The following is a 24,726-nucleotide window of genomic DNA, read 5'->3' as shown; positions in this document are numbered from 1 at the left end:
CCGGCATGGGTGACCCCGGGCTGTTCACGCCGAACTCCGTGACCTGGCAGATGCACGGCGACCCGATGATGTGGGTCGCCGGCGTCCGCGCGCTCTACCTCCAGGCCCTGCACCCGCGCGCGGTCCGCGGGGTGCTGCAGAACTCCGACTTCCGGCGGGACGCCTGGGGGCGGCTGATGCGCACCGCGAACTTCGTCGGGACGACCACGTACGGCACCGGCGAGGCGGCCGAACGCGCCGGTGCCCGGGTGCGGAAGATCCACAGCAAGCTGCGGGCGACCGACCCGGACACCGGCGAGCGCTACGGCGTGGACGAACCCGGGCTGCTGCTGTGGGTGCACTGCGCGGAGATCGACTCCTACCTGCACGTCCTGCGCCGCTCCGGATACCCGCTCACCGACGCCCAGGCCGACCGGTACACGGCCGAACACCGGGTGAGCGCCCGGCTGGTGGGACTCGACCCGCGGACCGTACCCGCGAGCCGTGCCGAACTGGCCGCCTACTTCGCGCGGGTGCGGCCCGAACTGGCCGCGGGACCCGAGGCCCGCACGGTCGACGACTTCCTGCTGCGCCCGCCGGTCCACCCGCTGCTCGTACCGGCCCGCGAGGTGCTGTGGCGGTGGGTGGCGCGGCTGGCGTACGCCTCCCTGCCGCCGTACGCCCACGAGCTGTACGGCAGGGCGGCCCCCGCGCCCGCCGTCGTCACCCGGAGACTGTGCGCCACGGGCGCCGTGCTGCGGGCGGTACCCGCGCAGGTGCGCTGGCAGCTGCCGCCGAAGCACATCCTGCGCGCGACGGCGAGGCTCGGCCCGTGGGCGCGGCCGGCCGCACACCGGCTGCCGTGACCGCCCGGCCGGGGCCGGGCCGCCTTCCCAGGCCGATCACCACATGCTACGAAGAACCATGTCCGCGAACGAGGGAACCCGCGCGTACGACGCCGTCATCGTCGGCGGTGGCCACAACGGCCTGGTCGCCGCCGCCTACCTGGCCCGGGCCGGCCGCTCCGTGCTGGTGCTGGAACGGCTGGACCACACCGGCGGAGCGGCCGTCTCCACCCAACCGTTCGCCGGGGTCGACGCCCGTCTGTCCCGGTACTCCTACCTGGTCAGCCTGCTGCCCCGGAAGATCGTGCGCGACCTCGGGCTGGACTTCACGGTCCGCTCGCGCACCATCTCCTCGTACACGCCGGTCGAGCGGGCCGGGCGGCCCACCGGGCTCCTGGTCGGCGGCGGCGAGCAGCGCACCCGGGCGGCGTTCGCCCGGCTGACCGGCGGCGACCGCGAGTACACGGCCTGGCAGCGCTTCTACGGCATGACGGGCCACGTCGCCCAGCGCGTCTTCCCGACGCTCACCGAACCGCTGCCCACCCGGGACGAACTGCGCCGCCGCATCGACGACGAGGCGGCCTGGCGGGCCCTGTTCGAGGAGCCCCTCGGCGTCCTCGTCGAGCGGACCTTCACCGACGACCTCGTCCGGGGCGTCGTCCTCACCGACGCGCTCATCGGCACCTTCGCCGACGCCCACGACCCCTCCCTCGCCCAGAACCGCTGCTTCCTCTACCACGTCATCGGCGGCGGGACCGGCGCCTGGGACGTGCCCGTCGGCGGCATGGGCGCGCTGACCGACGCGCTCGCCGAGGCGGCCCGGGCGGCCGGCGCGGTCATCGCGACCGGCCACGAGGCGGTCCGGATCGACACCGACGGACACACCGCCGAGGTCGCCTACCGCACCCGGGACGGCCACGGCGTCGCCGCCGGCCGGCACGTCCTGGTGAACGCCTCCCCGCAGGAGCTGGCCGCCCTCACCGGCGACCCGGCGCCCGAACCCGCCGAGGGCGCCCAGCTCAAGGTCAACATGCTGCTCACACGGCTGCCCCGGCTGCGCGACCCCGACGCCGACCCGCGTGAGGCGTTCGCCGGCACCTTCCACGTCGCCGAGGGCTACCGCCAGCTGGCCACCGCCCACGCCCAGGCCGCCGCCGGTGAACTCCCCGCCGCGCCGCCCTCGGAGATCTACTGCCACTCCCTGACCGACCCCAGCATCCTCGGGCCCGAACTCGCCGGGCGCGGCTACCAGACGCTCACCCTCTTCGGTCTGCACACCCCGGCCCGGCTCTTCGACCGGGACAACGACGCCGTGCGCGAGGACCTGCTGAAGGCGACCCTCGCCCAGCTCGACGCGCACCTGGCCGAACCGCTCGCCGACTGCCTGGCCACCGACGCCGACGGCCGCCCGTGCATCGAGGCCAGGACCCCGCTGGACCTCGAACGGGACCTGCGGCTGCCCGGCGGCAACATCTTCCACCGGGCCCTGTCCTGGCCGTACGCCGAGCCGGACGGCGGCCGTTGGGGGGTGGAGACACGGCACGACCGCGTCCTGCTGTGCGGGGCGGGCGCGGTGCGCGGCGGCGGGGTGAGCGGGGTGCCCGGGCACAACGCGGCGATGGCGGTGCTGGAAGGGACCTGAGCGCCGCGATCCGTCCTCCCAGTACGTTTCCGATGCCTCCGATGCCTCCGATGCCTCCGATGCCTCCGATGCCTCGGAGGCCCCGGGCGTCCGGGCGCTGGGCGCCCGCCCCCGGGCCCGGCCGGCTCAGTCGGCCGAGCGCTGCCAGCCCACCGCCGTGAGCCGGGCCGCGTCCGCCGGGCGTGCCCCGTCGAAGAGCACCGTCCCGGCCGCCTCCACGCGCAGGGCGTCGACGTACGCTCCGCGGCCGACGTACAGCGCGTCGGTGCCGTACCGCCAGCGCAGGACCAGCCGGGGGGCGGCCGGCACGGCGGCGGTCGCCCGGTGCCAGACGCGGCCCGACCAGCCCGTGGCCGTCCCCGCCGGGTGCTCTTCGGGGTCCTCGCCGCCGCGGGCGGTGGTGAAGGGGACCGGGTGCCAGGTGGCACCGTCGTCCGTCGAGGACTCCAGGGCCAGCACGTCGGACCGGGGCTCGGTGTCCCACCACAGGGCACAGCGCAGACGCGCCGAGCCGGGGGAGGTGTCCAGCCCGGGGAGGGTGAGGGTGGCGGCGGTGGCGTTCGCCATGCCCGAGAACCAGGACGTGCGGCCCCGCGCCGGACGGACCGGCACCGCCCGGGCCAGATGGTTGCCGGCGGCGACCCGGGGCGCCGAACCGGACCGCCAGGTGCGCACCGGGTGCACGGAGTTGCCGAGCACGATCAGGAAGGAGTCGGTCGTCGGGTCGAGCACGAGCGAGGTGCCGGTGAAGCCGGTGTGGCCGGCCGTGCGCGGGGTGGCCATCGCCCCCATGTACCAGTGCTGGTAGAGCTCGAAGCCGAGACCGTGCTCGTCGCCCGGGAAAGCCGCGTTGAAGTCGGTGAACATCAGGTCCACCGACTCGGGCCGCAGGATCCGGGCCCGGCCGTAGGAGCCGCCGTTGAGCAGCGTACGGCCGAGTACGGCGAGGTCCCACGCGCGGGAGAACACCCCGGCGTGGCCCGCGACACCGCCCAGGCTGTAGGCGTTCTCGTCGTGCACCTCCCCCCACACCAGCCCGCGGTCCAGCCCGGACCAGGGACGGCGCGCGTCCTCGGTGGCCGCGATCCGCGGCTTCCAGGAGGCGGGCGGGTTGTAGCGGGTGCCGTCCAGGCCGAGGGGGCCGGTGATCTCGTCGCGCAGCAGCGCGTCCAGCGTGCGGCCGGTGATCTCCTCCAGCACCAGCTGAAGGGAGATCAGGTTCAGGTCCGAGTACAGGTAGGCGGTGCCGGGCGGGTGCAGCGGGGCCTCGTTCCAGATCAGCTCCAGTTTGCCCTCGTACGTCGGCGCGTCGTACAGCGGGATCCAGGCCCGGAACCCCGAGGTGTGGGTGAGGAGCTGCCGGATCGTCACCTCCTGCTTGCCCGCCCGGCCGAAGTCGGGGAGGTACGAGGCGACCGTCCCGGCGAGGTCCAGCGTGCCCCGCTCGATCTGCTGCACGGCGAGGACGGAGGTGAACAGCTTGGAGACGGAGGCCAGGTCGAACACGGTGTCCCGGGTCATCGGAAGCTGCCGGTCGGGCGGGAGTTCGACGCCGGTGTCGGTCTTCTCGTCGTACGAGGCATAACGCACCGCCATGCCGATCGGCTCGTGCAGCGCCACGGTGCCGCCGCGCCCGGCGAGCAGGACGGCACCCGCGTACCAGGGGTGCCGGGGCGAGGGGCCGAGGAACGCCTCGGCGTCCGTGACGAGTTGCCGCAGGTGTGCGGGGAGCAGTCCGGCGTGCTCGGGTGAGCCGTGACGCAGGGTGGGGCGGCGGCCGGACGCGGGGGCGGCCGTGGCCGGGGCCGCCGGGAGCGCGCCGAGGGCCAGGGCGCCGCCCGAGACCAATGAGCCCACCACGAGCCGGCGGCGGGTCAGTCCGCCCGCCCGGCTGCCTGCCATGTCGCGCGTCATCGCGGCCTCCCGCCTGAAAGTATTTTTCGGGGCTTGCCCTGCCGGTGAAACTTTCCTGTCAGGGGCGGGGTGTGTCAACGGGGCGCGTGAGACCGGCAGAAATCTGACGGAGCATCAGGAAAGGTCTTCCGTCGTCCGGCCCGCTGCGGCATCCTGCGCCCATGCAGACCGAGCTGAGCGGGAAACTGGGAATCGAGCACGCCGTCTTCGGCTTCACGCCGTTCCCCGCGGTCGCCGCGGCCATCAGCCGGGCGGGCGGCCTCGGCGTGCTCGGCGCGGTCCGCTACACCGCCCCCGACGACCTCAAACGCGACCTCGACTGGCTGGACGCGCACGCCGACGGCCGCCCCTACGGCCTGGACGTCGTCATGCCGGCGAAGAAGGTGGAGGGCGTCACCGAGGCCGATGTCGAGGAGATGATCCCGCAAGGCCACCGGCAGTTCGTCACGGACACCCTCGCCCGGTACGGCGTGCCCGAACTGGCCGAGGGCGAGGCGTCCGGATGGCGCATCACCGGCTGGATGGAGCAGGTCGCCCGCACTCAGCTCGACGTCGCCTTCGACTACCCGATCAGGCTGCTGGCCAACGCCCTCGGCTCGCCGCCCGCCGACGTTGTCCGACGCGCCCATGACCGGGACGTCCTGGTCGCCGCGCTCGCCGGCAGCGCCCGGCACGCCCGCAAGCACCGGGAGGCGGGCATCGACATCGTCGTGGCCCAGGGCTACGAAGCCGGCGGACACACCGGGGAGATCGCCACCATGGTGCTCACCCCCGAGATCGTGGCGGCCGTCGACCCGCTGCCCGTCCTGGCCGCCGGGGGCATCGGCAGCGGCCCACAGGTGGCAGCCGCGCTCAGTCTCGGCGCCCAAGGTGTGTGGCTGGGCTCCATATGGCTGACCACCACAGAAGCCGACCTCCATTCGCCCGCCCTGGTCCGCAAACTGCTCGCCGCCGAGTCCGGCGACACCGTCCGCTCCCGCGCCCTGACCGGCAAGCCCGCACGTCAGCTCCGCACCGAGTGGACCGACACCTGGGACGACCCGGCCGGCCCCGGCACCCTGCCCATGCCGCTGCAGGGCCTGCTGGTGGCCGACGCGGTCTCCCGCATCCAGAAGTACGAGGTGGAGCCGCTGCTCGGCACCCCCGTCGGCCAGATCGTCGGCCGGATGACCCGCGAACGCAGCGTCCAGGCCGTCTTCGACGACCTCACCCGCGGCTTCGAGGAGGCCGTGGACCGCATCAACCGCATCGCCGGAAGGAGCGGCCAGTGAGTACACCCCCCGCCGGATTCTGGGCCCAGGCGGCCCGGGATCCCGACCGCACCGTCATGATCGCGCCGGACGGCGAGGAGTGGACGGCCGGGCGGCTGCACGCCGCCGCCAACCGCCTCGTCCACGGCCTGCGCGCGGCCGGCCTCCGTCGCGGGGACGCCTTCGCCGCCGTCCTGCCCAACGGAGCCGAGTTCATCACCGCGTACCTGGCCGCCAGCCAGGCCGGCCTCTACCTCGTCCCGGTCAACCACCACTTCGTCGGCCCGGAGATCGCCTGGATCGTCGCCGACTCCGGCGCCAAGGTGCTCATCGCCCACGAGCGCTTCGCCGACCCGGCCCGCCGGGCGGCCGAGGAGGCGGGGCTCCCGGCGAGCCACCGGTACGCCGTCGGCGCGGTCCAGGGCTTCCGGCCGTACTCCGAACTGCTCGACGGGCAGCCCGGGTCGGCGCCCGGGGACCGCGAGCTGGGCTGGGTCATGAACTACACCTCCGGCACCACCGGCCGTCCGCGCGGCATCCGCCGCCCGCTGCCCGGCAAGCGCCCCGAGGACGCCTACCTCGGCGGTTTCCTCGGCATCTTCGGCATCAGGCCCCACGACGACAACGTGCACCTCGTCTGCTCGCCCCTCTACCACACCGCCGTACTCCAGTTCGCCGGCGCCTCCCTGCACATCGGCCACCGGCTGGTGCTGATGGACAAGTGGACGCCCGAGGAGATGCTCCGCCTCATCGACGCCCACCGGTGCACCCACACCCATATGGTCCCGACCCAGTTCCACCGGCTGCTCGCGCTGCCCGAGGACGTACGGCGGCGGTACGACGTCTCGTCCATGCGGCACGCCATCCACGGGGCCGCTCCCTGCCCCGACCACGTGAAACGGGCGATGATCGAGTGGTGGGGCCACTGTGTGGAGGAGTACTACGCCGCCAGCGAGGGCGGCGGGGCCTTCGCCACCGCCGAGGACTGGCTGAAGAAACCCGGCACCGTCGGCAGAGCCTGGCCCATCAGCGAACTCGCGGTCTTCGACGACGACGGCAACCGGCTGGCCCCCGGTGAACTGGGCACCGTCTACATGAAGATGAACACCGGCGGCTTCGCGTACCACAAGGACGAGGCCAAGACGAGGAAGAACCGCATCGGCGACTTCTTCACCGTCGGCGACCTCGGCCACCTCGACGAGGACGGTTACCTCTTCCTCCGCGACCGCAAGATCGACATGATCATCTCCGGCGGGGTCAACATCTACCCGGCCGAGATCGAGTCCGCCCTGCTCGCCCATCCCGCCGTCGCCGACGCCGCCGTCTTCGGCATCCCGCACGACGACTGGGGCGAGGAGGTCAAGGCCGTCATCGAACCGGCCCCGGGCCACGAACCGGGCCCGGAACTAGCCGCCGCGATCCTGGACCACTGCGCCGCCCACCTCGCCGGGTACAAGCGCCCGAGGACCGTCGACTTCATCACCGAGATGCCCCGCGACCCCAACGGCAAGCTGTACAAACGGCGGTTGCGGGACCCGTACTGGGAGGGCCGTACGCGACCGCTGTGACCGGCCGCCCCAAGGTAACACCCTTGGTCATGGAGCCGTTGACGTGCCGATGTGCCGACGAGCCCGCGCCGGGGTCTCCGGGTGCTTGACCCGCCCCGGTGGCGGACCGAGGATCAGCAGTCATGAGGCAGGCACAGGGCAGCACGGTCGACGGGGTGCTGCGCCGCAGCGCCCGGCGCACGCCGGCACGGGTCGCGGTCGAGTACGGCGAGCGCGCATGGACGTACGAGGAACTCGACGACGCCGTCTCCCGTGCGGCGAGCGTCCTGCTCGGCCAGGGTCTCACCGCCGGCGACCGGGTCGGCTCCTACGGGCACAACTCGGACGCGTACCTGATCGGCTTCCTGGCCTGCGCCCGGGCCGGCCTCGTCCACGTACCGGTCAACCAGAACCTGACCGGCGACGACCTCGCCTACCTCGTCGGCCAGTCCGGCAGCTCCCTGGTCCTCGCCGACCCCGCCCTCGCGGGCCGGCTGCCCGACGGCGTCCCCACCCTGCCCCTGCGCGACGCCGAGGACTCCCTGCTGGCCCGGCTGGCGACGGCGCCCGTGTACGACGGCCCCGGCCCGCGGACCGAGGACCTGGTGCAGCTGCTGTACACCTCGGGGACCACCGCTTCGCCCAAGGGCGCCATGATGACGCACCGCTCACTGGTCCACGAGTACCTGAGCGCGATCACGGCCCTCGACCTCAGCGCCGGCGACCGCCCCGCGCACTCCCTGCCGCTGTACCACTCCGCGCAGCTGCACGTCTTCCTGCTGCCCTACCTGGCGGTCGGCGCCACCAACCTGATCCTCGACGGGCCCGACGGGGACCGGCTCCTCGACCTGATCGAGGCCGGGCGCGTGGACAGCCTGTTCGCCCCGCCCACGGTCTGGATCGCTCTGGCAGGCCGCCCGGACTTCACGACCCGGGATCTGTCCGGACTGCGCAAGGCCTACTACGGCGCGTCCGTCATGCCGGTCCCGGTTCTGGAACGCCTGCGTGCACGGCTGCCCCGGCTCGGCTTCTACAACTGCTTCGGCCAGAGCGAGATCGGCCCGCTGGCCACCGTCCTCGCCCCCGACGAGCACCAGGGCCGGATGGACTCCTGCGGCCGTCCCGTGCTGTTCGTCGACGCCCGGGTGGTCGACGAGGACGGCGAGGACGTCCCCGTCGGCACGCCCGGTGAAATCGTGTACCGCTCACCGCAGTTGTGCGAGGGCTACTGGGACAAGCCCGAAGAGACCGCCGCGGCCTTCCGTGACGGCTGGTTCCGCTCCGGGGACCTCGCGGTGCGGGACGCCGAGGGCTACCTCACGATCGTGGACCGGGTGAAGGACGTCATCAACTCCGGCGGTGTGCTGGTGGCTTCGCGCCAGGTCGAGGACGCCCTGTACACCCATGAGGCGGTCGCCGAGGCCGCCGTGATCGGCCTGCCCGACGAGCGGTGGATCGAGGCCGTCACGGCGGTCGTCGTCCCGCGCGCCGAGGTGACGGAGGAGCAGCTCGTGGCACATGTGAGGGAGAGGCTCGCGCCCTTCAAGGCGCCCAAACGGGTGCTGTTCGTGACCGAGCTGCCGCGCAACGCCAGCGGCAAGATCCTCAAGCGCGAGCTGCGCGACCGCTTCAGCGGCTAGCCGGGGCTCGCGGCGTCCCCCGGTCCGGTCTCGTGGTCGCACCTCCCGCACGCGACGGCTCGGTGGCTCGTCGCGGAGACCGTCGAGGACTCCCACATGGCCAGCTGCTGCATGAAGTGGTGGGGAGCCGCGCCGTGCCAGTGCTCCTCGCCCGGTGTGCAGGAGACCGTGTCGCCGGGGCCTCGAAGACCGTGCCGTCGGGGGTGCCGGGGGGCACCCGCTGACCAGCGGGACCGCGGACGGCGGACCGCGGACGGCGGCGGACCGGAATCGCGGCGCGCCATCGGAAGGTCACCCAGCTGCGCCCGCGGCGCGCCACCGGGAGGTCCCCCGGCGGCGCCCGGTGCCGGTCCGGCCAGGTCGCGACGGGCACTCGGCCGGCCGGGGGTCAGCCGGCGGTGCGCGGACGCAGGTCCACGATCCGGCGGATCTTGCCCACCGACCGCTCCAGCGACTCCGGCTCCACGATCTCCACGTCGACCGAGACCCCGATGCCGTCCTTGACCCCCGCGACGATGGCCCGGGCCGCCGCCTCCCGCACCTCCGGCAGCGCGTCCCGGCGGGCCTCGACCCGGACGGTCAGCGCGTCGAGGCGGCCCTGGCGGGTGAGGCGCAGCTGGAAGTGCGGCGCCACCCCCGGCGTGCGCAGCACGATCTCCTCGATCTGGGTCGGGAAGAGGTTGACCCCCCGCAGGATCACCATGTCGTCGCTGCGCCCGGTGATCTTCTCCATCCGGCGGAACGCCCGGGCCGTCCCGGGCAGCAGCCGGGTGAGGTCCCGCGTCCGGTACCGGACGACCGGCATGGCCTCCTTGGTCAGCGAGGTGAACACCAGCTCGCCCCGCTCGCCCTCCGGCAAAACCTCGCCCGTGATCGGATCCACGATCTCCGGGTAGAAGTGGTCCTCCCACACATGGAGGCCGTCCTTGGTCTCCGCGCACTCCTGGGCGACACCCGGACCGATCACCTCCGACAGTCCGTAGATGTCGACGGCGTCGATCGCGAACCGTTCCTCGATCTCCCGCCGCATCTCCTCGGTCCAGGGCTCGGCGCCGAAGACGCCCACCCGCAGCGAGGTGGTCCGCGGGTCCACGCCCTGGCGTTCGAACTCGTCCAGCAGCGTGAGCATGTAGGAGGGGGTCACCATGATGACGGTGGGTTCCAGATCCTGGATGAGCTGCACCTGGCGGGCCGTCATACCGCCGGACGCCGGGACGACCGTACAGCCCAGGCGCTCGGCACCATAGTGGGCGCCCAGACCACCGGTGAACAGCCCATAGCCGTACGCCACATGCACGATGTCGCCCGGCCGGCCGCCAGCCGCCCGGATCGACCGGGCCACCATGTCGGCCCACAGGGAAAGGTCGTTGTCCGTGTAGCCGACCACCGTGGGGCGGCCCGTGGTCCCGCTGGAGGCGTGCAGCCGGCGGATCCGCTCGCGGGGCACGGCGAACATGCCGTACGGGTAGTTCGCCCGGAGGTCGGCCTTGGTCGTGAAGGGGAAGCGGGCCAGGTCGCCGAGCGAACGGCAGTCCTCCGGGCGGACGCCGGCCTTGTCGAAGGACTCGCGGTAGAACGGCACGTGCTCGTACGCGTGCCGCAGCGAGGCGCGCAGCCGCTCCAGCTGCACCGCCCGCAGCTCCCGAGGTCCGAGCCGTTCACCCGCGTCGAGCAGGTCCCTCACATCCGCCATCGGGACGTCTCCCTTGCCACCCGTACATTCCGGACGACCGATCATTCGGTCGAGGTGTTCCGGGGCCAGTAATTCAGGCCACCGAGCCTCCGGGCAAGAGGTCTGCGGGATTTTCGCGCGGTGCGAGCGCACCGAAGGGCGTTGCGGTCGGGCCGCGCCGGCCAGCATGATCACCCCATGCCGACCTTCACCGCGGCCGACGGGACCCGGCTCGCCTACCACCTGCGCGGTGCCGGACGGACCCTCGCCGTCCTTCCCGGCGGCCCCATGCGCGCCTCGGCCTACCTCGGGGACCTCGGCGGGCTGACCGCGCACCGCCGGCTGGCCCTGCTCGATCTGCGCGGCACCGGTGACTCCGCGGTGCCCGCGGACCCGGCGACGTACCGCTGCGACCGGATGGTCGAGGACGTGGAGGTATGGCGGATCCACATGGGCCTGGAGCACATGGATCTGCTCGCGCACTCGGCGGGTGCCGCCCTGGCGATGCTCTACGCGGCCCGGTACCCCCGGCGGATACGACGGCTGGTGCTGCTCACCCCCAACCCGTCCGCCCTGGGCCTGCGGGCCACCCCCGAGGACCGGCTGGCCGCGGCCCGCCTGCGCGCGGGCGAGCCGTGGTTCGCGCAGGCGTTCCCCGCCTTCCGGGCCTGGCTGGCGGGCGAGACGGACTTCGACGACGTGTTCCTGCCGTTCTTCTACGGCCGCTGGGACGACACCGCCCGGGCGCACGCCGCCGCCGATGCGGAGCAGACCAACGAGACGGCGTGCGACCGCTACTTCCTGGACGCTGCCTTCACCCCCGTGGAGACCCGGACCGCCCTGGCCGCGCTGACCGCTCCCGTCCTCGTGTACGCCGGCGAGGCCGACGGCGGTCCGCGCCCGGCCCTCGCCCGCCGCACCGCCGAGGCCTTCCCGAACGCCGAGTGCGCTGTCCAGCCCGGTGCCGCCCACTACCCCTGGCTGGACGACCCGGAGCGGTTCCTCGGCAGCATGCTCGCCTTCCTCGACCGCTGACGCGCGTCCGCCCGGCAGCGGGCCGCGCGGATCCCCCCGCCGCTACGCCCGCTCGCCCGCCGCCACCTCCCGCGCCCACCGGTAGTCGGCCTTGCCGCTCGGGGAGCGCTGGATGGTGTCCGTGATCACCAGCTGCCGCGGGACCTTGTATCCGGCCAGCCGGGTACGGCAGTGGCTCTGGATGTCGGCCAGTGACGGGCGCGGCGCCCCCGCGCGCAGCTGCACCACGGCCGCCACATGGCTGCCCCACCGGGCGTCCGGCACGCCGGCGACCAGCGCGTCGTACACGTCCGGATGCGCCTTGAGGGCCTCTTCGACCTCCTCCGGGTACACCTTCTCGCCGCCGGTGTTGATGCACTGCGAGCCCCGGCCCAGGACGGTGACCACGCCGTCCGTGTCCACCGTCGCCATGTCGCCCAGCAGTACCCAGCGCTGCCCGTCCTTCTCGAAGAACGTCTCGGCGGTCTTCGCCGGGTCGTTGTAGTAGCCGAGCGGCACATGGCCGCACTGCGCGACCCGGCCGACCTCGCCGGCCGCGACCGGCTCGTACGTGACCGGATCCACCACCCGCGTGCGGGAGTTGACCCGGATGCGGAAGCCGCGCTCCGGCCCCGAGTCCTCGGTCGCTGTGCCGTTGAAGCCGGACTCCGAGGAGCCGAAGTTGTTCAGCAGCAGCGCGTTCGGCACCAGCTCGCGGAACTGCCGGCGCACCGTCTCCGACATGATCGCGCCCGACGAGGAGACGCTGAACAGGGCCGAGCAGTCGGTGCCCTTCAGCGGCCCGCGGAGCGCGTCGATCAGCGGCCGGAGCATCGCGTCACCGACCACCGACATACTGGTGACCCGCTCCCGCTCGACCGTCCGCAGCACTTCCTCCGCCACGAACTTGCGGTGCAGCACGATCCGTTGGCCGAAGTTGAAACCGATGAACGCGGTCAGCGTCGAGGTGCCGTGCATCAGCGGGGGAGTGGGGAAGAAGGTGATCCCGTAGCCGCTCGCGGCGACCCGTTCGGCCAGCTCCTGCGGCGTCTTCACCGGCTCCCCGGTCGGCGCCCCGCCGCCCAGCCCGGCGAAGAACAGATCCTCCTGCCGCCACATCACCCCCTTGGGCATGCCCGTCGTACCGCCGGTGTAGACGATGAACTGGTCGTCCCCCGAGCGCGGCGGGAAGTCCCGCTCGGGCGATCCGGACGCCTCGGCCGCGGCGAACGGCACCGCCGCCGGCACCCGCCGCGTCCCCTCGCCCACCCGCAGCAGATGCCGCAGCTTCGGCGCCCGGGGCAGCGCCCCCGCCACCCGGTCCTCGAACTCCGCGTCGAAGACCAGCGCGGCCAGCTCCGCGTCCCGGTAGAGGTACGCCAACTCCTCCTTGACGTAACGATAGTTGACGTTCACCGGGACGATCCTGGCCTTCAGGCAGGCCAGCACCGTCTGGAGGTACTCGACCCCGTTGTACAGGTGGAGCCCGAGGTGCTCACCGGCTCGTACACCGCTGTCGGCCAGATGGTGCGCGACGCGGTTGGCGGCGGCGTCCAGCTCCGCGTACGTCAGCCTGCGCTCCGCGCCCGTGCCGGGGTGGTCGAGGTACACGAGCGCCTCGCGGCCCGGAACCACGTCGACGACCGACTCGAACAGGTCGGCAAGGTTGTACTCCACCGCATCCTCCTGACCCGGGCAGCCCTGGCGACGACAGGCGCATCCGTCGGCCCGCCGGTCATCAGAGCAAAGCCCGCGGAAACTGGGAAGGGCCCGCGCCAAAGAAATCTGACTATCTGTCAGAAAGCCCTTGAAGTGCCCACCCGCCTCCTGCAACCTGTTCTCGTTCCGACCGAGGGGAGATGGCCATGGGTGGGACGGAACACCTCACCGTACGGCGAGAGGGCGCCACACTGGTGCTCACGCTCAACCGGCCCGACGCCAAGAACGCGCTCTCGCTGCCGATGCTCGTCGGACTGTACGACGGCTGGATCGAGGCCGACGCGGACGACGCCGTCCGCTCCATCGTGCTCACCGGGGCCGGCGGGGCGTTCTGCGCCGGCATGGACCTCAAGGCGCTGGCCGGCGACGGCATGCGGGGACAGCACCACCGTGACCGGCTGAAGGCCGATCCCGACCTGCACTGGAAGGCGATGCTGCGCCACCATCGCCCGCGCAAACCGGTGATCGCCGCCGTCGAGGGCCACTGCGTGGCAGGCGGCACCGAGATCCTCCAGGGCACCGACATCCGGGTCGCGGGCGAGTCCGCGACCTTCGGTCTGTTCGAGGTGAGGCGAGGACTGTTCCCCATCGGCGGCTCCACCGTCCGCCTCCAGCGCCAGATCCCCCGCACCCACGCACTGGAGATGCTGCTCACCGGACGCCCCTACACCGCCCGGGAAGCCGCCGGCATCGGCCTGATCGGGCACGTCGTCCCCGACGGCACCGCCCTCGCCAAGGCCCTGGAGATCGCCGAACAGGTCAACGCCTGCGGGCCGCTCGCCGTGGAGGCCGTCAAGGCGTCCGTGTACGAGACCGCCGAGCTGACCGAGACCGACGGACTCGCCGCCGAACTCAAGCGGGGCTGGCCGGTCTTCGACACCGCCGACGCCAAGGAGGGAGCCCGCGCCTTCGCGGAGAAGCGGCCCCCCGTCTACAAGCGCGCCTGACGCTCTGCCGCAGGTGCGGTCCGGACACCGCAGGCCGCGCGCGGCCGGTCGCTCCCCCCTGTTCCCGACGTCACCCGAACCCGGAGGAGCCCCGTCGCGGCGCCGCCGCACCCGTCACCGCCCCGCGCCCCGGTGGGACGCGACCCCACCGACCTCGCCCGAAGGAGGCACCTCCCCGATGCCCGAAGTCCTCAAAGCCCCCCTGGTCGTCGAGTTCCCCTTCACCCGCTCCCTCGGCCCTGTGCAGAGCGCCTTCCTCACCGGCCTGCGCGAACGCGTCGTCCTCGGGGTCCGGACCACCGACGGCCGCACCCTCGTCCCGCCCGTCGAGTACGACCCCGTCACCGCCGAGGAGATCGGTGAGCTGGTGGAGGTCGCCCCCACCGGCACGGTCACCACCTGGGCCTGGAACCACGCCCCGCGCCGCGGCCAGCCCCTGTCCACCCCCTTCGCCTGGGTGCTGGTCCGGCTCGACGGCGCCGACACCGCCCTGCTGCACGCCCTCGACGCCCCCGGCCCCGACGCCGTCCGCACCGGCATGCGGGTGCGCGTCCGCTGGGCAGCCGAGCGCACCGGCGCCATCACCGACATCGCCTGCTTCGAGCCGTACGACGGCGAGGCCCTCGAACCGGCCGGCCACAGCGGAAGGTTCGACCACCCGCTCACCGGCATCGTCGCGTCCGCCCGCCTCGACTACACCTACTCGCCCGGGCGCGCCCAGTCCGCCTACATCGACGCCCTCTCCACCAGGCGTACCGTCGGCGAGCGCTGCCCGACGTGCCGCAAGGTGTACGTCCCGCCCAGGGGTGCGTGCCCCACATGTGGCGTGGCCACAGCCGAACGGGTAGAAGTGGGGCCCCGAGGCACGGTCACCACCTACTGCATCGTCAACATCAAGGCGAAGAACCTCGACATCGAGGTGCCGTACGTCTACGCGCACATCGCCCTGGACGGCGCCGACCTCGCCCTGCACGCGCGCATCGGCGGCATCCCCTACGACCAGGTCCGCATGGGCCTGCGGGTGGAACCGGTGTGGACCGAGGGCGCCCGCTACCCCGACCACTACCGGCCCACCGGCGAACCCGACGCGGACTACGAGACGTACAAGGAGCTGCTGTGACCAGCCAGGAAGCGCCCGGCCCCCGGGACATCGCCGTCGTCGCCTTCGCCCAGAGCGACCACCGGCGCTCCACCGAGGAGTCCTCCGAGGTGGAGATGCTCATGCCGGTGCTGCACGAGGTGCTGGCACAGACGGGACTCCGGACCGCCGACATCGGCTTCACCTGCTCCGGCTCCAGCGACTACCTCGCCGGGCGTGCCTTCTCCTTCACGCTCGCCCTCGACGGCGTCGGCGCCTGGCCGCCCATCTCCGAGTCGCACGTCGAGATGGACGGCGCCTGGGCGCTGTACGAGGCATGGACCAAGCTGCTCACGGGAGACGCCGACACCGCGCTCGTCTACTCCTACGGCAAGTGCTCGCCGGGCTCCGTCCGGGACGTCCTCACCCGGCAGCTCGACCCGTACTACGTCGCCCCGCTGTGGCCCGACGCGGTCGCCCTCGCCGCCCTTCAGGCGCAGGCCCTCATCGACGCCGGGCACACCGACGAACCCGCGCTCGCCGCGGTCGGCGCCCGCAGCCGGGCCGACGCCGCCGCCAACCCCCACGCCCAGCTCAAGGGCCAGGTGCCCCAAGGGGAGCACGTCGTAAGGCCGCTGCGCACCGGGGACTGCCCGCCCGTCGGCGACGGCGCCGCCGCCGTGATCCTCGCGGCCGGGGCAAAGGCCCGGGAGCTGTGCGCGAGGCCCGCCTGGATCCGGGGCATCGACCACCGCATCGAGGCCCACGGCCTCGGCGTGCGCGACCTCACCGACTCGCCCTCCGCCCGGCTCGCCGCCCGCGAGGCGGGCGCCTTCGAACGGCCCGTCGACACCGCCGAACTGCACGCGCCCTTCAGCTCGCAGGAGGTGGTCCTGCGCAGGGCCCTCGGCCTCGACGACAGCGTGTGCGTCAACCCCTCGGGCGGCGCCCTCGCCGCCAACCCGGTCATGGCCGCCGGACTCATCCGCATCGGCGAGGCCGCCGCCCGCATCCACCGCGGCGCCTCCGACCGCGCCCTCGCCCACGCCACCTCCGGCCCCTGCCTGCAGCAGAACCTGGTCGCCGTACTCGAAGGGGATCCACGATGAGCAAGGAGCCCGTGGCCGTCACCGGGATCGGCCAGACCAAGCACGTGGCCGCCCGCCGGGACGTGTCGATCGCCGGACTCGTCCGGGAGGCCGCCCTGCGCGCCCTCCAGGACGCCGAGCTGACCTGGTCCGACATCGACGCCGTCGTCATCGGCAAGGCGCCCGACTTCTTCGAGGGCGTGATGATGCCCGAGCTGTACCTCGCCGACGCGCTCGGCGCCGTCGGCAAGCCCATGCTGCGGGTGCACACCGCCGGCTCCGTCGGCGGGTCCACCGCACTCGTCGCCGCGAACCTCGTCGCCGCCCGCGTCCACGGCACGGTCCTCACCCTCGCCTTCGAAAAGCAGTCCGAGTCCAACGCCATGTGGGGCCTGTCCCTGCCCATCCCCTTCCAGCAGCCCCTGCTCGCCGGAGCGGGCGGCTTCTTCGCCCCCCATGTACGCGCCTACATGCGGCGCAGCGGCGCCCCCGACACCATCGGTTCCCTCGTCGCCTACAAGGACCGGCGCAACGCCCTGAAGAACCCCTGGGCCCACCTCCACGAGCACGACATCACCCTGGAGAAGGTCCAGGCCTCGCCCATGCTGTGGGACCCCATCCGCTACTCCGAGACCTGCCCCTCCTCCGACGGCGCCTGCGCGATGGTCCTCACCGACCGCGCCGGAGCCGCCCGCGCGCCCCGGCCGCCCGCCTGGCTGCTCGGAGGCGCCATGCGCAGCGAGCCGACCCTCTTCGCGGGCAAGGACTTCGTCTCCCCGCAGGCCGGCAAGGACTGTGCCGCCGACGTCTACCGGCAGGCCGGCATCGCCGACCCGCGCCGGGACATCGACGCCGTCGAGATGTACGTGCCGTTCTCCTGGTACGAGCCCATGTGGCTGGAGAACCTGGGTTTCGCCGCGCAGGGCGAGGGCTGGAAGCTCACCGAATCCGGTGTCACGGAACTCGACGGGGACCTTCCCGTCAACATGTCGGGCGGGGTGCTCTCCACCAACCCCATCGGCGCCTCCGGCATGATCCGCTTCGCCGAGGCGGCCCTGCAGGTGCGCGGCCAGGCCGGGGAGCACCAGGTGGACGGGGCCCGCAGGGTGCTCGGTCACGCGTACGGCGGCGGTTCGCAGTTCTTCTCCATGTGGCTCGTGGGATCCGAGCCCCCCGATTCCTGAAGGGTCCCTCCCACATGGCCTGTCGGTGGTCGTGACCGGTCGCTAGGCTGACCGCGGACGACGAACCGGGAGGAGCACGGACGTGGCCGAGAGCACCATCCAGCAGCAGCCGTTCAAGGGCTGGGACAAGCCGGAGCTGGATCTCAGCAGGGCCGACTGGCAGTCCAGCAGCCGAGGTCTGGGGGATGTCCAGATCGCCTTTGTCGAGGGCTTCATCGCGATGCGCAACAGCGGCCGTCCGGAGAGCCCGTCCCTGATCTTCACCCCCGCTGAGTGGGGCGCCTTCGTCTCCGGAGCGAGGGAAGGCGAGTTCGACCTGACCTGAGCGAGGGGTGTCACGGCCGGATTTCCGGACACGCGATCAACAGCGCCCTGCCGGGGCCCAGACCTGAGCGAGGCTGGCCCGAGCAAGGGGAAGGTCGTGTTCCGGAGGTGAGGAAGGATGAGCGCTGCGCCGGTCGTCGCCGCGGTCGACGGATCCGCGGACAGCCTGCGTGCCCTGGACTGGGCCCTGGACGCCGCCCGCCGCCGTGCGGCACCACTGCGCGTGGTGCACGTACGGCAGTACGCGGCCTGGGGACAGGCCGACGTCCTGGTCGCCGCACCGCCCGAGGCGGAGGGCGACCCGGTGCTCGACGAGGTGCGCACCCGGATCGGGGACCGCGCCGGGGTCGGGGACCGCTCCGCGGAACCGGCCGTGGAGTACATCGCCGTGGAGGGCGTTCCGGGTGCCGTCCTGCCCGGACTGGGCAGCGACGCCCAGCTGTTGGTGCTCGGCTCCCGGGGCCGCGGCGGCTTCGCCAGCCTGCTGCTCGGCTCCAACGGCCTCGCGGCGGCCCGGGACGCCGAGTGCCCGGTGGTCGTCGTGCCCCGGCCGGGCCGGGAGGCCCACGGGCAGGGGCCGGCCGAGCCAGGCCCCCGGGTGGTCGTCGGTCTGCACGCCGACAGCCCCGACGAGAACGTCCTCGCCTTCGCCTTCGCCGAGGCCGCCCTGCGCGGCGCCCGGCTCCAGGTGATCGCCGCCTACCCGTGGCCGGTGCAGACCTGGTCCGCCCCCGGTCAGGCGGTGCCGCCGCCGGTCGGCCAGGAGGCCGTGGCGGACGAGACCCGCACCCTCGCCGAGGGCTTCCTCGCCCCCCACCGCACACGGCACCCCGAGGTCCGCGCCGACGCCGAGGCGCTGCCCGGGGACGCGGCCGGACACCTGGTCGCCGCCTCCAGGGAAGCCGAGCTGGTCGTCGTCGGCCGGCACCGGCGGCGGCTGCTCGCGCCGGCCCGCATGATGGGCTCGGTCACCCAGGCCGTGCTGCTGCACGCGGCGAGCCCCGTCGCGGTGGTGCCACCGGCCCCGCCGGAGGAATGAGACCGGCCGCGTCGGGCGTAGCAGAGCGCACCGCGCTCCGCAATCCGCCGGGTGCCGACTGACGCCCCGACGGCTGTGGTGCACGGCGCCATGGTGCCCGGACACACCCGAACCTATGGTTCCGCCACCCCCGGCACCGCCTCCGTCGGAGCGGCCGGGGCCCGTGTGTCCACCGAAGGAGCCGCCATGCCACAGCCCCTGTCCAGCACGGCAACCGCAGGGCCCCCACCCGCAGGTCTGCCGCGCCGCCCGATGCCCCGCCTCCTGACCCGCCTGCTCGCCGTCGTCGCCGTCGTCCTCGGCACCGTGCTCACCGGCCCCGCGCCCGCCGCCCGCGCCTCCGTCACCCTCACCGCGGTGAGCGACTTCGGCACCGACCCGGGCGCGCTCACCATGTACGTGTACCGGCCCGCCACCCTGCCGGCCCACCCACCGGTGGTGGTGGCCCTGCACGGCTGCACGCAGAGCGCCCAGGTCTACGCCGACAACTCGGGGCTGCCCCGGCTCGCCGAGCAGGACGGCTTCCTGCTGGTGTTCGCCGAGACCGGAACCGCCAACAACCCGAACAGGTGCTTCAACTGGTTCCAGGCCGGCGACAACCGGCGCGGCCAGGGCGAGGCCCTGTCCGTGCGGCAGATGGTGAGCCACGCCGTCACCGCCTACGGCGCCGATCCGCAGCGCGTCTACGTCACCGGCCTGTCCGCCGGCGGCGCGATGACCGCGGTCATGCTCGCCGCCTACCCCGACGTCTTCTCCGCGGGCGCCGTCGTCGCCGGCCTGCCCTACGACTGCACCCGGGACAACAGCCCCTACCTCTGCATGAACCCCGGTGTGGACCTGAGCCCGGCCGACTGGGCCCAGCGGGTGCGGGACGCCTACCCGTCGTACACCGGGCCGTATCCGCGGACGGCGGTCTGGTACGGCGACCAGGACACCACCGTCGTACCGCGCAACGCCTCCGAACTGCGCGACCAGTGGACGGCACTGCACGGTCTGTCCCAGACCCCCACGCGGACGAACACCATCGGTCCCGACGCCACCAGGCAGGACCAGTACCTGGCGGCCGACGGCACGGTCGCCGTCGAGGTCGACCGCGTCCCGGGCATCGGCCACGGCACCCCGGTCGACCCCGGCACCGGCGCCGAGCAGTGCGGGAGCACCGGTGCCCCGTACTTCCCCGCCTCGATCTGCTCCAGCCGCTGGATCGCCCGGTTCTTCGGCCTGGACACCACCGGCCCAGGCGGCTCCGACCCGGGCGGCGGCACGGCGGCCTGCTGGACGGGCAGCAACTACGCCCACGTACAGGCGGGACGGGCCACCACCAGCGGCGGCTACACCTACGCCAAGGGCTCGGGCCAGAACATGGGCCTGTACAACACGTTCGTCACCCACACCCTCAAGGAGTCGCCCACGGGCCACTTCGTCCTCGCCGACACCGGCTGCCCCTGACCCTCCCAGGAGCGGCCAAAGATCATTCGAGGCCGCCATGGTGGGCGACACCCGCGAACCGGGAGTCATCATGGCGGCCCCGCACATATTCGCAACCACCACCCCACCCCTAACCTCCAGCGCGACCCGCTACCCGCCGGAGGAACCGGATGCTTCCCCACCGCCCGCCCCGCCCCACGTCACCGCCCGGCCGCACTGCCCGGCGCACCTTTCTCGGCGCACTGTCGCTCACCGCCGTCTGTTCCCTCCTGGTCACCCCGGCCACGGCGGCACCCGCCGGACCCGGGGCACCGGACGCCCACTGCGCCGGCCGCGCCCGGCTGCACGTGCCGGGCGCCGCCCGCCAGCAGGCCGACTGCCTGGACGAGCTGACCACCGCCGGGACCGTGGCCTCCGGCCACACCGACCCGGCCGACTACGCGGGGCTCACCCCCGAGGACCTGCCCACCCCCGGCCATGTGCCCGGAATCCAGATCGACGGCTACTTCCCCGACACCTCCACCACCAACACCGACCACGGCTGGCATCACGACTCCCAGTTCGTCATCCGCCTGCCCGACCACTGGAACGGCGGCCTGGTGGTCACCGGCACCCCCGGCAACCGCGAGCAGTACGCCAACGACCGCGCCATCGCCGACTGGGTGCTCGCCCGCGGCTACGCCTACGCCGCCACCGACAAGGGCAACACCGGTACCGCCTTCTTCCGCGACGGCCGCCGGCCCGGCGACGCCATCGCCGAATGGAACACCCGTCTCACCCAGCTCACCCGCGCCACCCGCACCGTGGTCACCCAGCGCTACCACCGTCCTCCGGCCCGCACCCTCGCCACCGGTCTGTCCAACGGCGGCTACCTGGTCCGCTGGCAGCTGGAGCACCACCCGGAGCTCTACGACGGCGGGGTCGACTGGGAGGGCACCCTCTGGCGCTCCGACGGCCCCAACCCGCTCACCTTCCTGCCGACCGCGCTGCGCCACTACCCCGTCTACGCCGCCGGCGGCCCCGGAGCCGCCGAGGCCGCGGCGGCGCTGCACCGGGCCGGCTTCCCGGCCGGCTCCGAGTTCCTGTGGCCGTACCACCACCAGGTCTACTGGGACCTCACCCAGCGCGTCTACCGCGAGGAACTCGACCCGGGCTACGACGGGAACACCGAGGCGGGCACCCCCTTCTGCGCCTCCGGCACGCCCGCCTGCGACGGCGACTACGCCTACCCGGCCCGGCCCGCCGCCGTCCACCGGGCGGTCGGCCGCATCGCCCTCACCGGACGCATCGGCAAACCCCTGATCACCCGTCAGGGCACCCTCGACGTGCTGCTGCCCATCAGTGAGGACTCCGACGTCTACGCCCGCATGGTCCACCGGGCGGGCCGCGGCGCCCTGCTGCGCTACTACCGCATCGAGGACGGCACCCACACCGACTCCCTGGTGGACGTCTTCCCCGACCGGCTCCGCCCGATGGTGCCCTGCCACCGCTCCGCGTTCAGGGCCCTGGAACGCTGGATCGCCGGTCAGGGCCGCCCGCCCGCGGACCACACCGTCGCCCGCCCGGCCGGCGCGGACCCGGCGACCCTGCGCACCAGCTGCCCCCTGAGGTGAACGCTCTCCCGGGCGCCCGTGGACCACCCCGCGCAGCACGGGCACGTACCATGGCCGCATGTCGTTCCTCCGCCGCCGCAGCGCGACCCCTGCCGGACCCGACTTCGACGTCCTGGCCATGGACCCGGGCGACTGGCCGGGCAACCTCGGCGCGGGCCTGCTGCCCGCCCCCGACGGCACCTGCCAGGGCGTCTTCCTGCGCTACGACCTGTTCGGCGGACGCGGCCCCGCCATGATCATCGGCAATCTCCCGGAGGGCTCCCCGGCCCGTGAGGTCGCCGACGGGGAGATCCCCTTCGAGGTGGGCCAGTTGCTGCTGGCGCTGGAGAACGACGAGGAGATCACCGTCGTCGGCACCGAGGACACGCCGGTGCTCCAGGGCGACAACCTCCTCATCGTGCGGCGGCTGAAGCTCTCCGAGAGCCGGATCTCCTGTGTCCAGTTCGACCGCAGCGACGGTGTCCTCGTCACCATCGCCGCCTGGGACCGCCCCATCACCGACGACCTGTACGCCCTGCTGAAGCCGCTCCCGGCGGAGCTTTTCCAGCAGGGCTGACAGACACCGCCGGTGCCGGCGGGACGACCGTCCGGGGGCCGGTGTCAGCGGGCCGAGCGTTCGAGCGTCACGTCCGCGGCCCGGACGAACGCGACCCGGTGGCCGTACTGGATCTCGTAGTACAGGTCCTTGCCCACCACGACCCGGTGTGAGTCGGTGGTGAAGGTGACCGCGTAGTAGTACTCGCCCGGCATCACGTCACCGACCACGTACTTCTGCCCGGCCGGGATCGTGTAGGGCAGCGGCACCACCGACTGGGCGGGGACCTCCGCCGGGTAGGCCTCCTTCTCCGGGTAGGCGCGGCCGTACACCGGGACGCTCGCCAGGCCGTCCCGCGGGGTCACCACCAGGCCCTTCGCCGGCACCGCCGTGGGCTCCTCGCGGGGGTCCAGGAACCAGGCCTTCTGCCCCAGGTACCAGATCGCGGTCCAGTCGCCCCAGCGGTCGGCCACCGCGTACTGCTGGCCGGTGGAGACCCGCGAGGACAGATCGTTCACCCCGTCGGTCGGGTCCGTCCGCAGACCGATGTCCTTGATCAGCGGCGCGCTGACGTCGTGGTCCGAGTACAGCCGCACCTCGCTGGAGCCGTGCGCCGTGCAGGGCTCGCCCTTGGCCGTGCAGCCGGTGTACACGGGCTGGTTCGAGGAATAGTCGGGCAGGATCGTCACCAGTCCGGCGTGTTTGCCGCCGGTGCGCCGGAACGGGTGGCCCAAGAGCTGGAAGTAGTGCCGCCAGTCCCAGTAGGGGCCGGGGTCCGTGTGCATGCCCGGGATGGTGGAGGCGGTCGGCCCGGGTACGTTGTCGTGGCCCAGGATGTGCCGCCGGTCCAGCGGGATGTCGTACTTCCCGGCCAGGTACCGCACGAGCCGCGCCGAGGAGCGGTACATCGCCTCCGTGTACCAGGCGTCCGGCTGGGCGAGGAAACCCTCGTGCTCGATGCCGATGGACCGCGCGTTGACGTCCCAGTTGCCGGCGTGCCACGCCACGTCCTTCGTCTGGACGTGCTGGGCGATCAGACCGTCGGTCGAGCGGACGGTGTAGTGCCAGGACACGTAGGTGGGGTCCTGGACCAGATGCAGGACCCCGTCCCAGGTGCCCTCCGTGTCATGGATGACGATGTACTTGATGCGCTGGGACGCCGGGCGGTCGCCGAGGTCGTGGTTGCCGTAGTCGTTGTCCCCGAACTCCGCGTAGGGCGCCGGCACCGACTCGCAGGACACCGACCTCGGGCACTCGGTGCCGTCCGTGGGCAGCGTGCGCAGACCGGCCCGCTCCAGCTGGGCGGTGTGGGCGGTCAGCCGCGGCTGAGCGGCCAGGGTCACCAGCTGGCCGTCGTCCGTGGTGCGTTCCTCGCCCGAGCGCAGCACGTCGAACACGTCGTCGGCGTACGCGGCGGCGGTCGCCGTGTCGTCGGCACCGGAGAACCGGGCCACCGCGCCGTACCAGTCGGCCGGATCGGCAGTCGGCGGCTCGCCCAGCTCCTTCTGCGCGGCGGCGAGCAGAGCGGCGCCGCCGGCCACGTTCGCCGCCGGGTCCGTGCGCAGCTCCTCGGCCGGGACGCCCGTCAGCTCCGCCGCCTTCGGCAGCGTCCTGAGGCGGGCCGGGACCGCGGACTCGGCCGGCGCTCCGACGGTCGGGTGCAGCGCGGCGCGGGCGGTGTCGCCCCGGGCGTCCTCCGTACCCTCGGCGAAGTGCTCCGTGGTGGCGAGGGCCGTGCGGGCGTCGGTGAGGTGCATCGGCCCGTAGCCGCCGGTCACGCTCGGCGCGCCGCCGTGCCGGTCCCAGCGGGACTGCAGGTAGGAGACGGCCAGCAGGACGCTCTGCGGCACGTGGTAGTCGGCCGCCGCGGTGGCGAACGCGTGCTGCAGTCGGCTCTCGGAGGGCGCTGTGGCGGTGTGGGCGGGGGCCGCGCCGAGCAACGGCAGCAGCAGGGCCGCGGAGGCGAGCGGGACGGCGGCGCTGCGCCGCAGGCGTCTGGGGCCGGAGGTGGACGTGGGGTCGGTGGCGGATCCTCGCAATGCGGCCTCCTGTGACGGGTGGAGCGTGGCGGGGCGCGCGGCGCCGAGCTGGCTCAGTGGTACCGGCTTGCCGACGATCCGTCAATAATGCGGTCGGGGCAGGGATTTACCACGTCACGGAGGGTTTCCGGCGAGTTTCGGGGCGGTGGAGCGCGGGCCTGCGAGGCGTCACTGGCGTACACCAGTGGCCCTGCCCGGGCGCCCGCCGGAACGGGCCCGGACACGAGGG

19 protein-coding genes are annotated in these 24,726 nt (G+C 73.2%); 15 read left to right on the top strand and 4 right to left on the bottom strand.

The window, feature by feature from the left end; genetic code table 11:
- Window positions 1-5: 5 nt before the first annotated feature.
- Both AB0B40_RS13820 and AB0B40_RS13815 read left to right on the top strand, forming a co-directional pair.
- Window positions 6-845 (top strand): oxygenase MpaB family protein, encoded by an 840-nt coding sequence (locus tag AB0B40_RS13820; RefSeq protein WP_362263974.1) that lies wholly within the window; start codon window positions 6-8, stop codon window positions 843-845.
- Between the two features lie 58 nt (window positions 846-903).
- Window positions 904-2,466 carry an NAD(P)/FAD-dependent oxidoreductase gene (locus AB0B40_RS13815; protein WP_362263973.1) on the top strand — a complete coding sequence of 521 codons (1,563 nt, stop codon included), beginning with the start codon at window positions 904-906 and terminating at the stop codon, window positions 2,464-2,466.
- A 126-nt stretch (window positions 2,467-2,592) separates the two neighbouring features.
- Here the strand turns inward: AB0B40_RS13815 and AB0B40_RS13810 are convergent, their stop codons facing one another.
- Window positions 2,593-4,380: a serine hydrolase gene (locus tag AB0B40_RS13810; protein ID WP_362263972.1), complete on the bottom strand. Its 1,788-nt coding sequence runs from the start codon at window positions 4,378-4,380 to the stop codon at window positions 2,593-2,595.
- Window positions 4,381-4,541: 161 nt separating this feature from the next.
- Here AB0B40_RS13810 and AB0B40_RS13805 point away from each other — a divergent pair, with 161 nt between their 5' ends.
- The 3 genes from AB0B40_RS13805 to AB0B40_RS13795 all read left to right on the top strand — a co-directional run bounded on the left by AB0B40_RS13805 (window position 4,542) and on the right by AB0B40_RS13795 (window position 8,817).
- Complete coding sequence (locus AB0B40_RS13805; RefSeq protein WP_362263971.1) at window positions 4,542-5,651, top strand: nitronate monooxygenase family protein; 1,110 nt, start codon at window positions 4,542-4,544, stop codon at window positions 5,649-5,651.
- The gene (locus AB0B40_RS13800; protein WP_345048732.1) at window positions 5,648-7,198 is read left to right on the top strand and encodes an acyl-CoA synthetase; all 1,551 of its coding nucleotides are present in this window, start codon (window positions 5,648-5,650) and stop codon (window positions 7,196-7,198) included. The genes AB0B40_RS13805 and AB0B40_RS13800 overlap by 4 nt, the downstream gene beginning before the upstream one ends.
- A gap of 122 nt (window positions 7,199-7,320) precedes the next feature.
- The gene (locus tag AB0B40_RS13795) at window positions 7,321-8,817 is read left to right on the top strand and encodes an acyl-CoA synthetase (protein WP_362263970.1); all 1,497 of its coding nucleotides are present in this window, start codon (window positions 7,321-7,323) and stop codon (window positions 8,815-8,817) included.
- Window positions 8,818-9,205: 388 nt separating this feature from the next.
- Here AB0B40_RS13795 and paaK read toward each other — a convergent pair whose 3' ends face one another.
- Window positions 9,206-10,510, bottom strand: coding sequence for a phenylacetate--CoA ligase PaaK (gene paaK, locus AB0B40_RS13790; protein ID WP_362263969.1), 1,305 nt, complete (start codon window positions 10,508-10,510; stop codon window positions 9,206-9,208).
- Between the two features lie 177 nt (window positions 10,511-10,687).
- Between paaK and AB0B40_RS13785 the strand changes: the two genes are divergently transcribed.
- Window positions 10,688-11,524 (top strand): alpha/beta hydrolase, encoded by an 837-nt coding sequence (locus AB0B40_RS13785; protein WP_345048726.1) that lies wholly within the window; start codon window positions 10,688-10,690, stop codon window positions 11,522-11,524.
- Between the two features lie 42 nt (window positions 11,525-11,566).
- On the opposite strand, the gene AB0B40_RS13780 is transcribed toward AB0B40_RS13785, so the two are convergent.
- Window positions 11,567-13,180 carry an acyl-CoA synthetase gene (locus AB0B40_RS13780; protein ID WP_362263968.1) on the bottom strand — a complete coding sequence of 538 codons (1,614 nt, stop codon included), beginning with the start codon at window positions 13,178-13,180 and terminating at the stop codon, window positions 11,567-11,569.
- Window positions 13,181-13,368: 188 nt separating this feature from the next.
- On the opposite strand from AB0B40_RS13780, the gene AB0B40_RS13775 reads away from it, so the two are divergent.
- The 9 genes from AB0B40_RS13775 to AB0B40_RS13735 all read left to right on the top strand — a co-directional run bounded on the left by AB0B40_RS13775 (window position 13,369) and on the right by AB0B40_RS13735 (window position 22,479).
- On the top strand, window positions 13,369-14,169 hold the full coding sequence (locus tag AB0B40_RS13775; RefSeq protein WP_362263967.1) for a crotonase/enoyl-CoA hydratase family protein: 801 nt from the start codon (window positions 13,369-13,371) through the stop codon (window positions 14,167-14,169).
- Between the two features lie 178 nt (window positions 14,170-14,347).
- A complete protein-coding gene (locus AB0B40_RS13770) occupies window positions 14,348-15,289 on the top strand; it encodes an OB-fold domain-containing protein (protein ID WP_345048721.1) in 942 nt (313 codons plus the stop codon).
- Window positions 15,286-16,356, top strand: a complete 1,071-nt coding sequence (locus tag AB0B40_RS13765; protein ID WP_345048720.1) for a thiolase domain-containing protein — start codon at window positions 15,286-15,288, stop codon at window positions 16,354-16,356. Before AB0B40_RS13770 ends, AB0B40_RS13765 begins: the two co-directional genes overlap by 4 nt.
- Window positions 16,353-17,519, top strand: a complete 1,167-nt coding sequence (locus AB0B40_RS13760) for a thiolase domain-containing protein (protein WP_345048718.1) — start codon at window positions 16,353-16,355, stop codon at window positions 17,517-17,519. The genes AB0B40_RS13765 and AB0B40_RS13760 overlap by 4 nt, the downstream gene beginning before the upstream one ends.
- An 82-nt stretch (window positions 17,520-17,601) precedes the next feature.
- On the top strand, window positions 17,602-17,844 hold the full coding sequence (locus AB0B40_RS13755; RefSeq protein ID WP_345048717.1) for a DUF397 domain-containing protein: 243 nt from the start codon (window positions 17,602-17,604) through the stop codon (window positions 17,842-17,844).
- A gap of 117 nt (window positions 17,845-17,961) precedes the next feature.
- The gene (locus tag AB0B40_RS13750; protein ID WP_345048715.1) at window positions 17,962-18,882 is read left to right on the top strand and encodes a universal stress protein; all 921 of its coding nucleotides are present in this window, start codon (window positions 17,962-17,964) and stop codon (window positions 18,880-18,882) included.
- A 252-nt stretch (window positions 18,883-19,134) separates the two neighbouring features.
- Window positions 19,135-20,331, top strand: a complete 1,197-nt coding sequence (locus AB0B40_RS13745; protein WP_345048821.1) for a PHB depolymerase family esterase — start codon at window positions 19,135-19,137, stop codon at window positions 20,329-20,331.
- A 149-nt stretch (window positions 20,332-20,480) separates the two neighbouring features.
- On the top strand, window positions 20,481-21,923 hold the full coding sequence (locus AB0B40_RS13740; protein ID WP_362263966.1) for a 3-hydroxybutyrate oligomer hydrolase family protein: 1,443 nt from the start codon (window positions 20,481-20,483) through the stop codon (window positions 21,921-21,923).
- A gap of 58 nt (window positions 21,924-21,981) precedes the next feature.
- Complete coding sequence (locus tag AB0B40_RS13735) at window positions 21,982-22,479, top strand: hypothetical protein (protein ID WP_345048712.1); 498 nt, start codon at window positions 21,982-21,984, stop codon at window positions 22,477-22,479.
- A gap of 44 nt (window positions 22,480-22,523) precedes the next feature.
- Here AB0B40_RS13735 and AB0B40_RS13730 read toward each other — a convergent pair whose 3' ends face one another.
- Complete coding sequence (locus AB0B40_RS13730) at window positions 22,524-24,497, bottom strand: N-acetylmuramoyl-L-alanine amidase (RefSeq protein ID WP_362263965.1); 1,974 nt, start codon at window positions 24,495-24,497, stop codon at window positions 22,524-22,526.
- Window positions 24,498-24,726 lie beyond the last annotated feature (229 nt).

The organism is Streptomyces sp. NPDC042638, assembly GCF_040647235.1.
In the GTDB taxonomy this organism is placed as follows: Bacteria; Actinomycetota; Actinomycetes; order Streptomycetales; family Streptomycetaceae; genus Streptomyces; species Streptomyces rameus.
The sequence above is the reverse complement of the archived record's forward strand: the minus strand, read 5'-3'. Positions and strand labels throughout refer to the sequence as shown.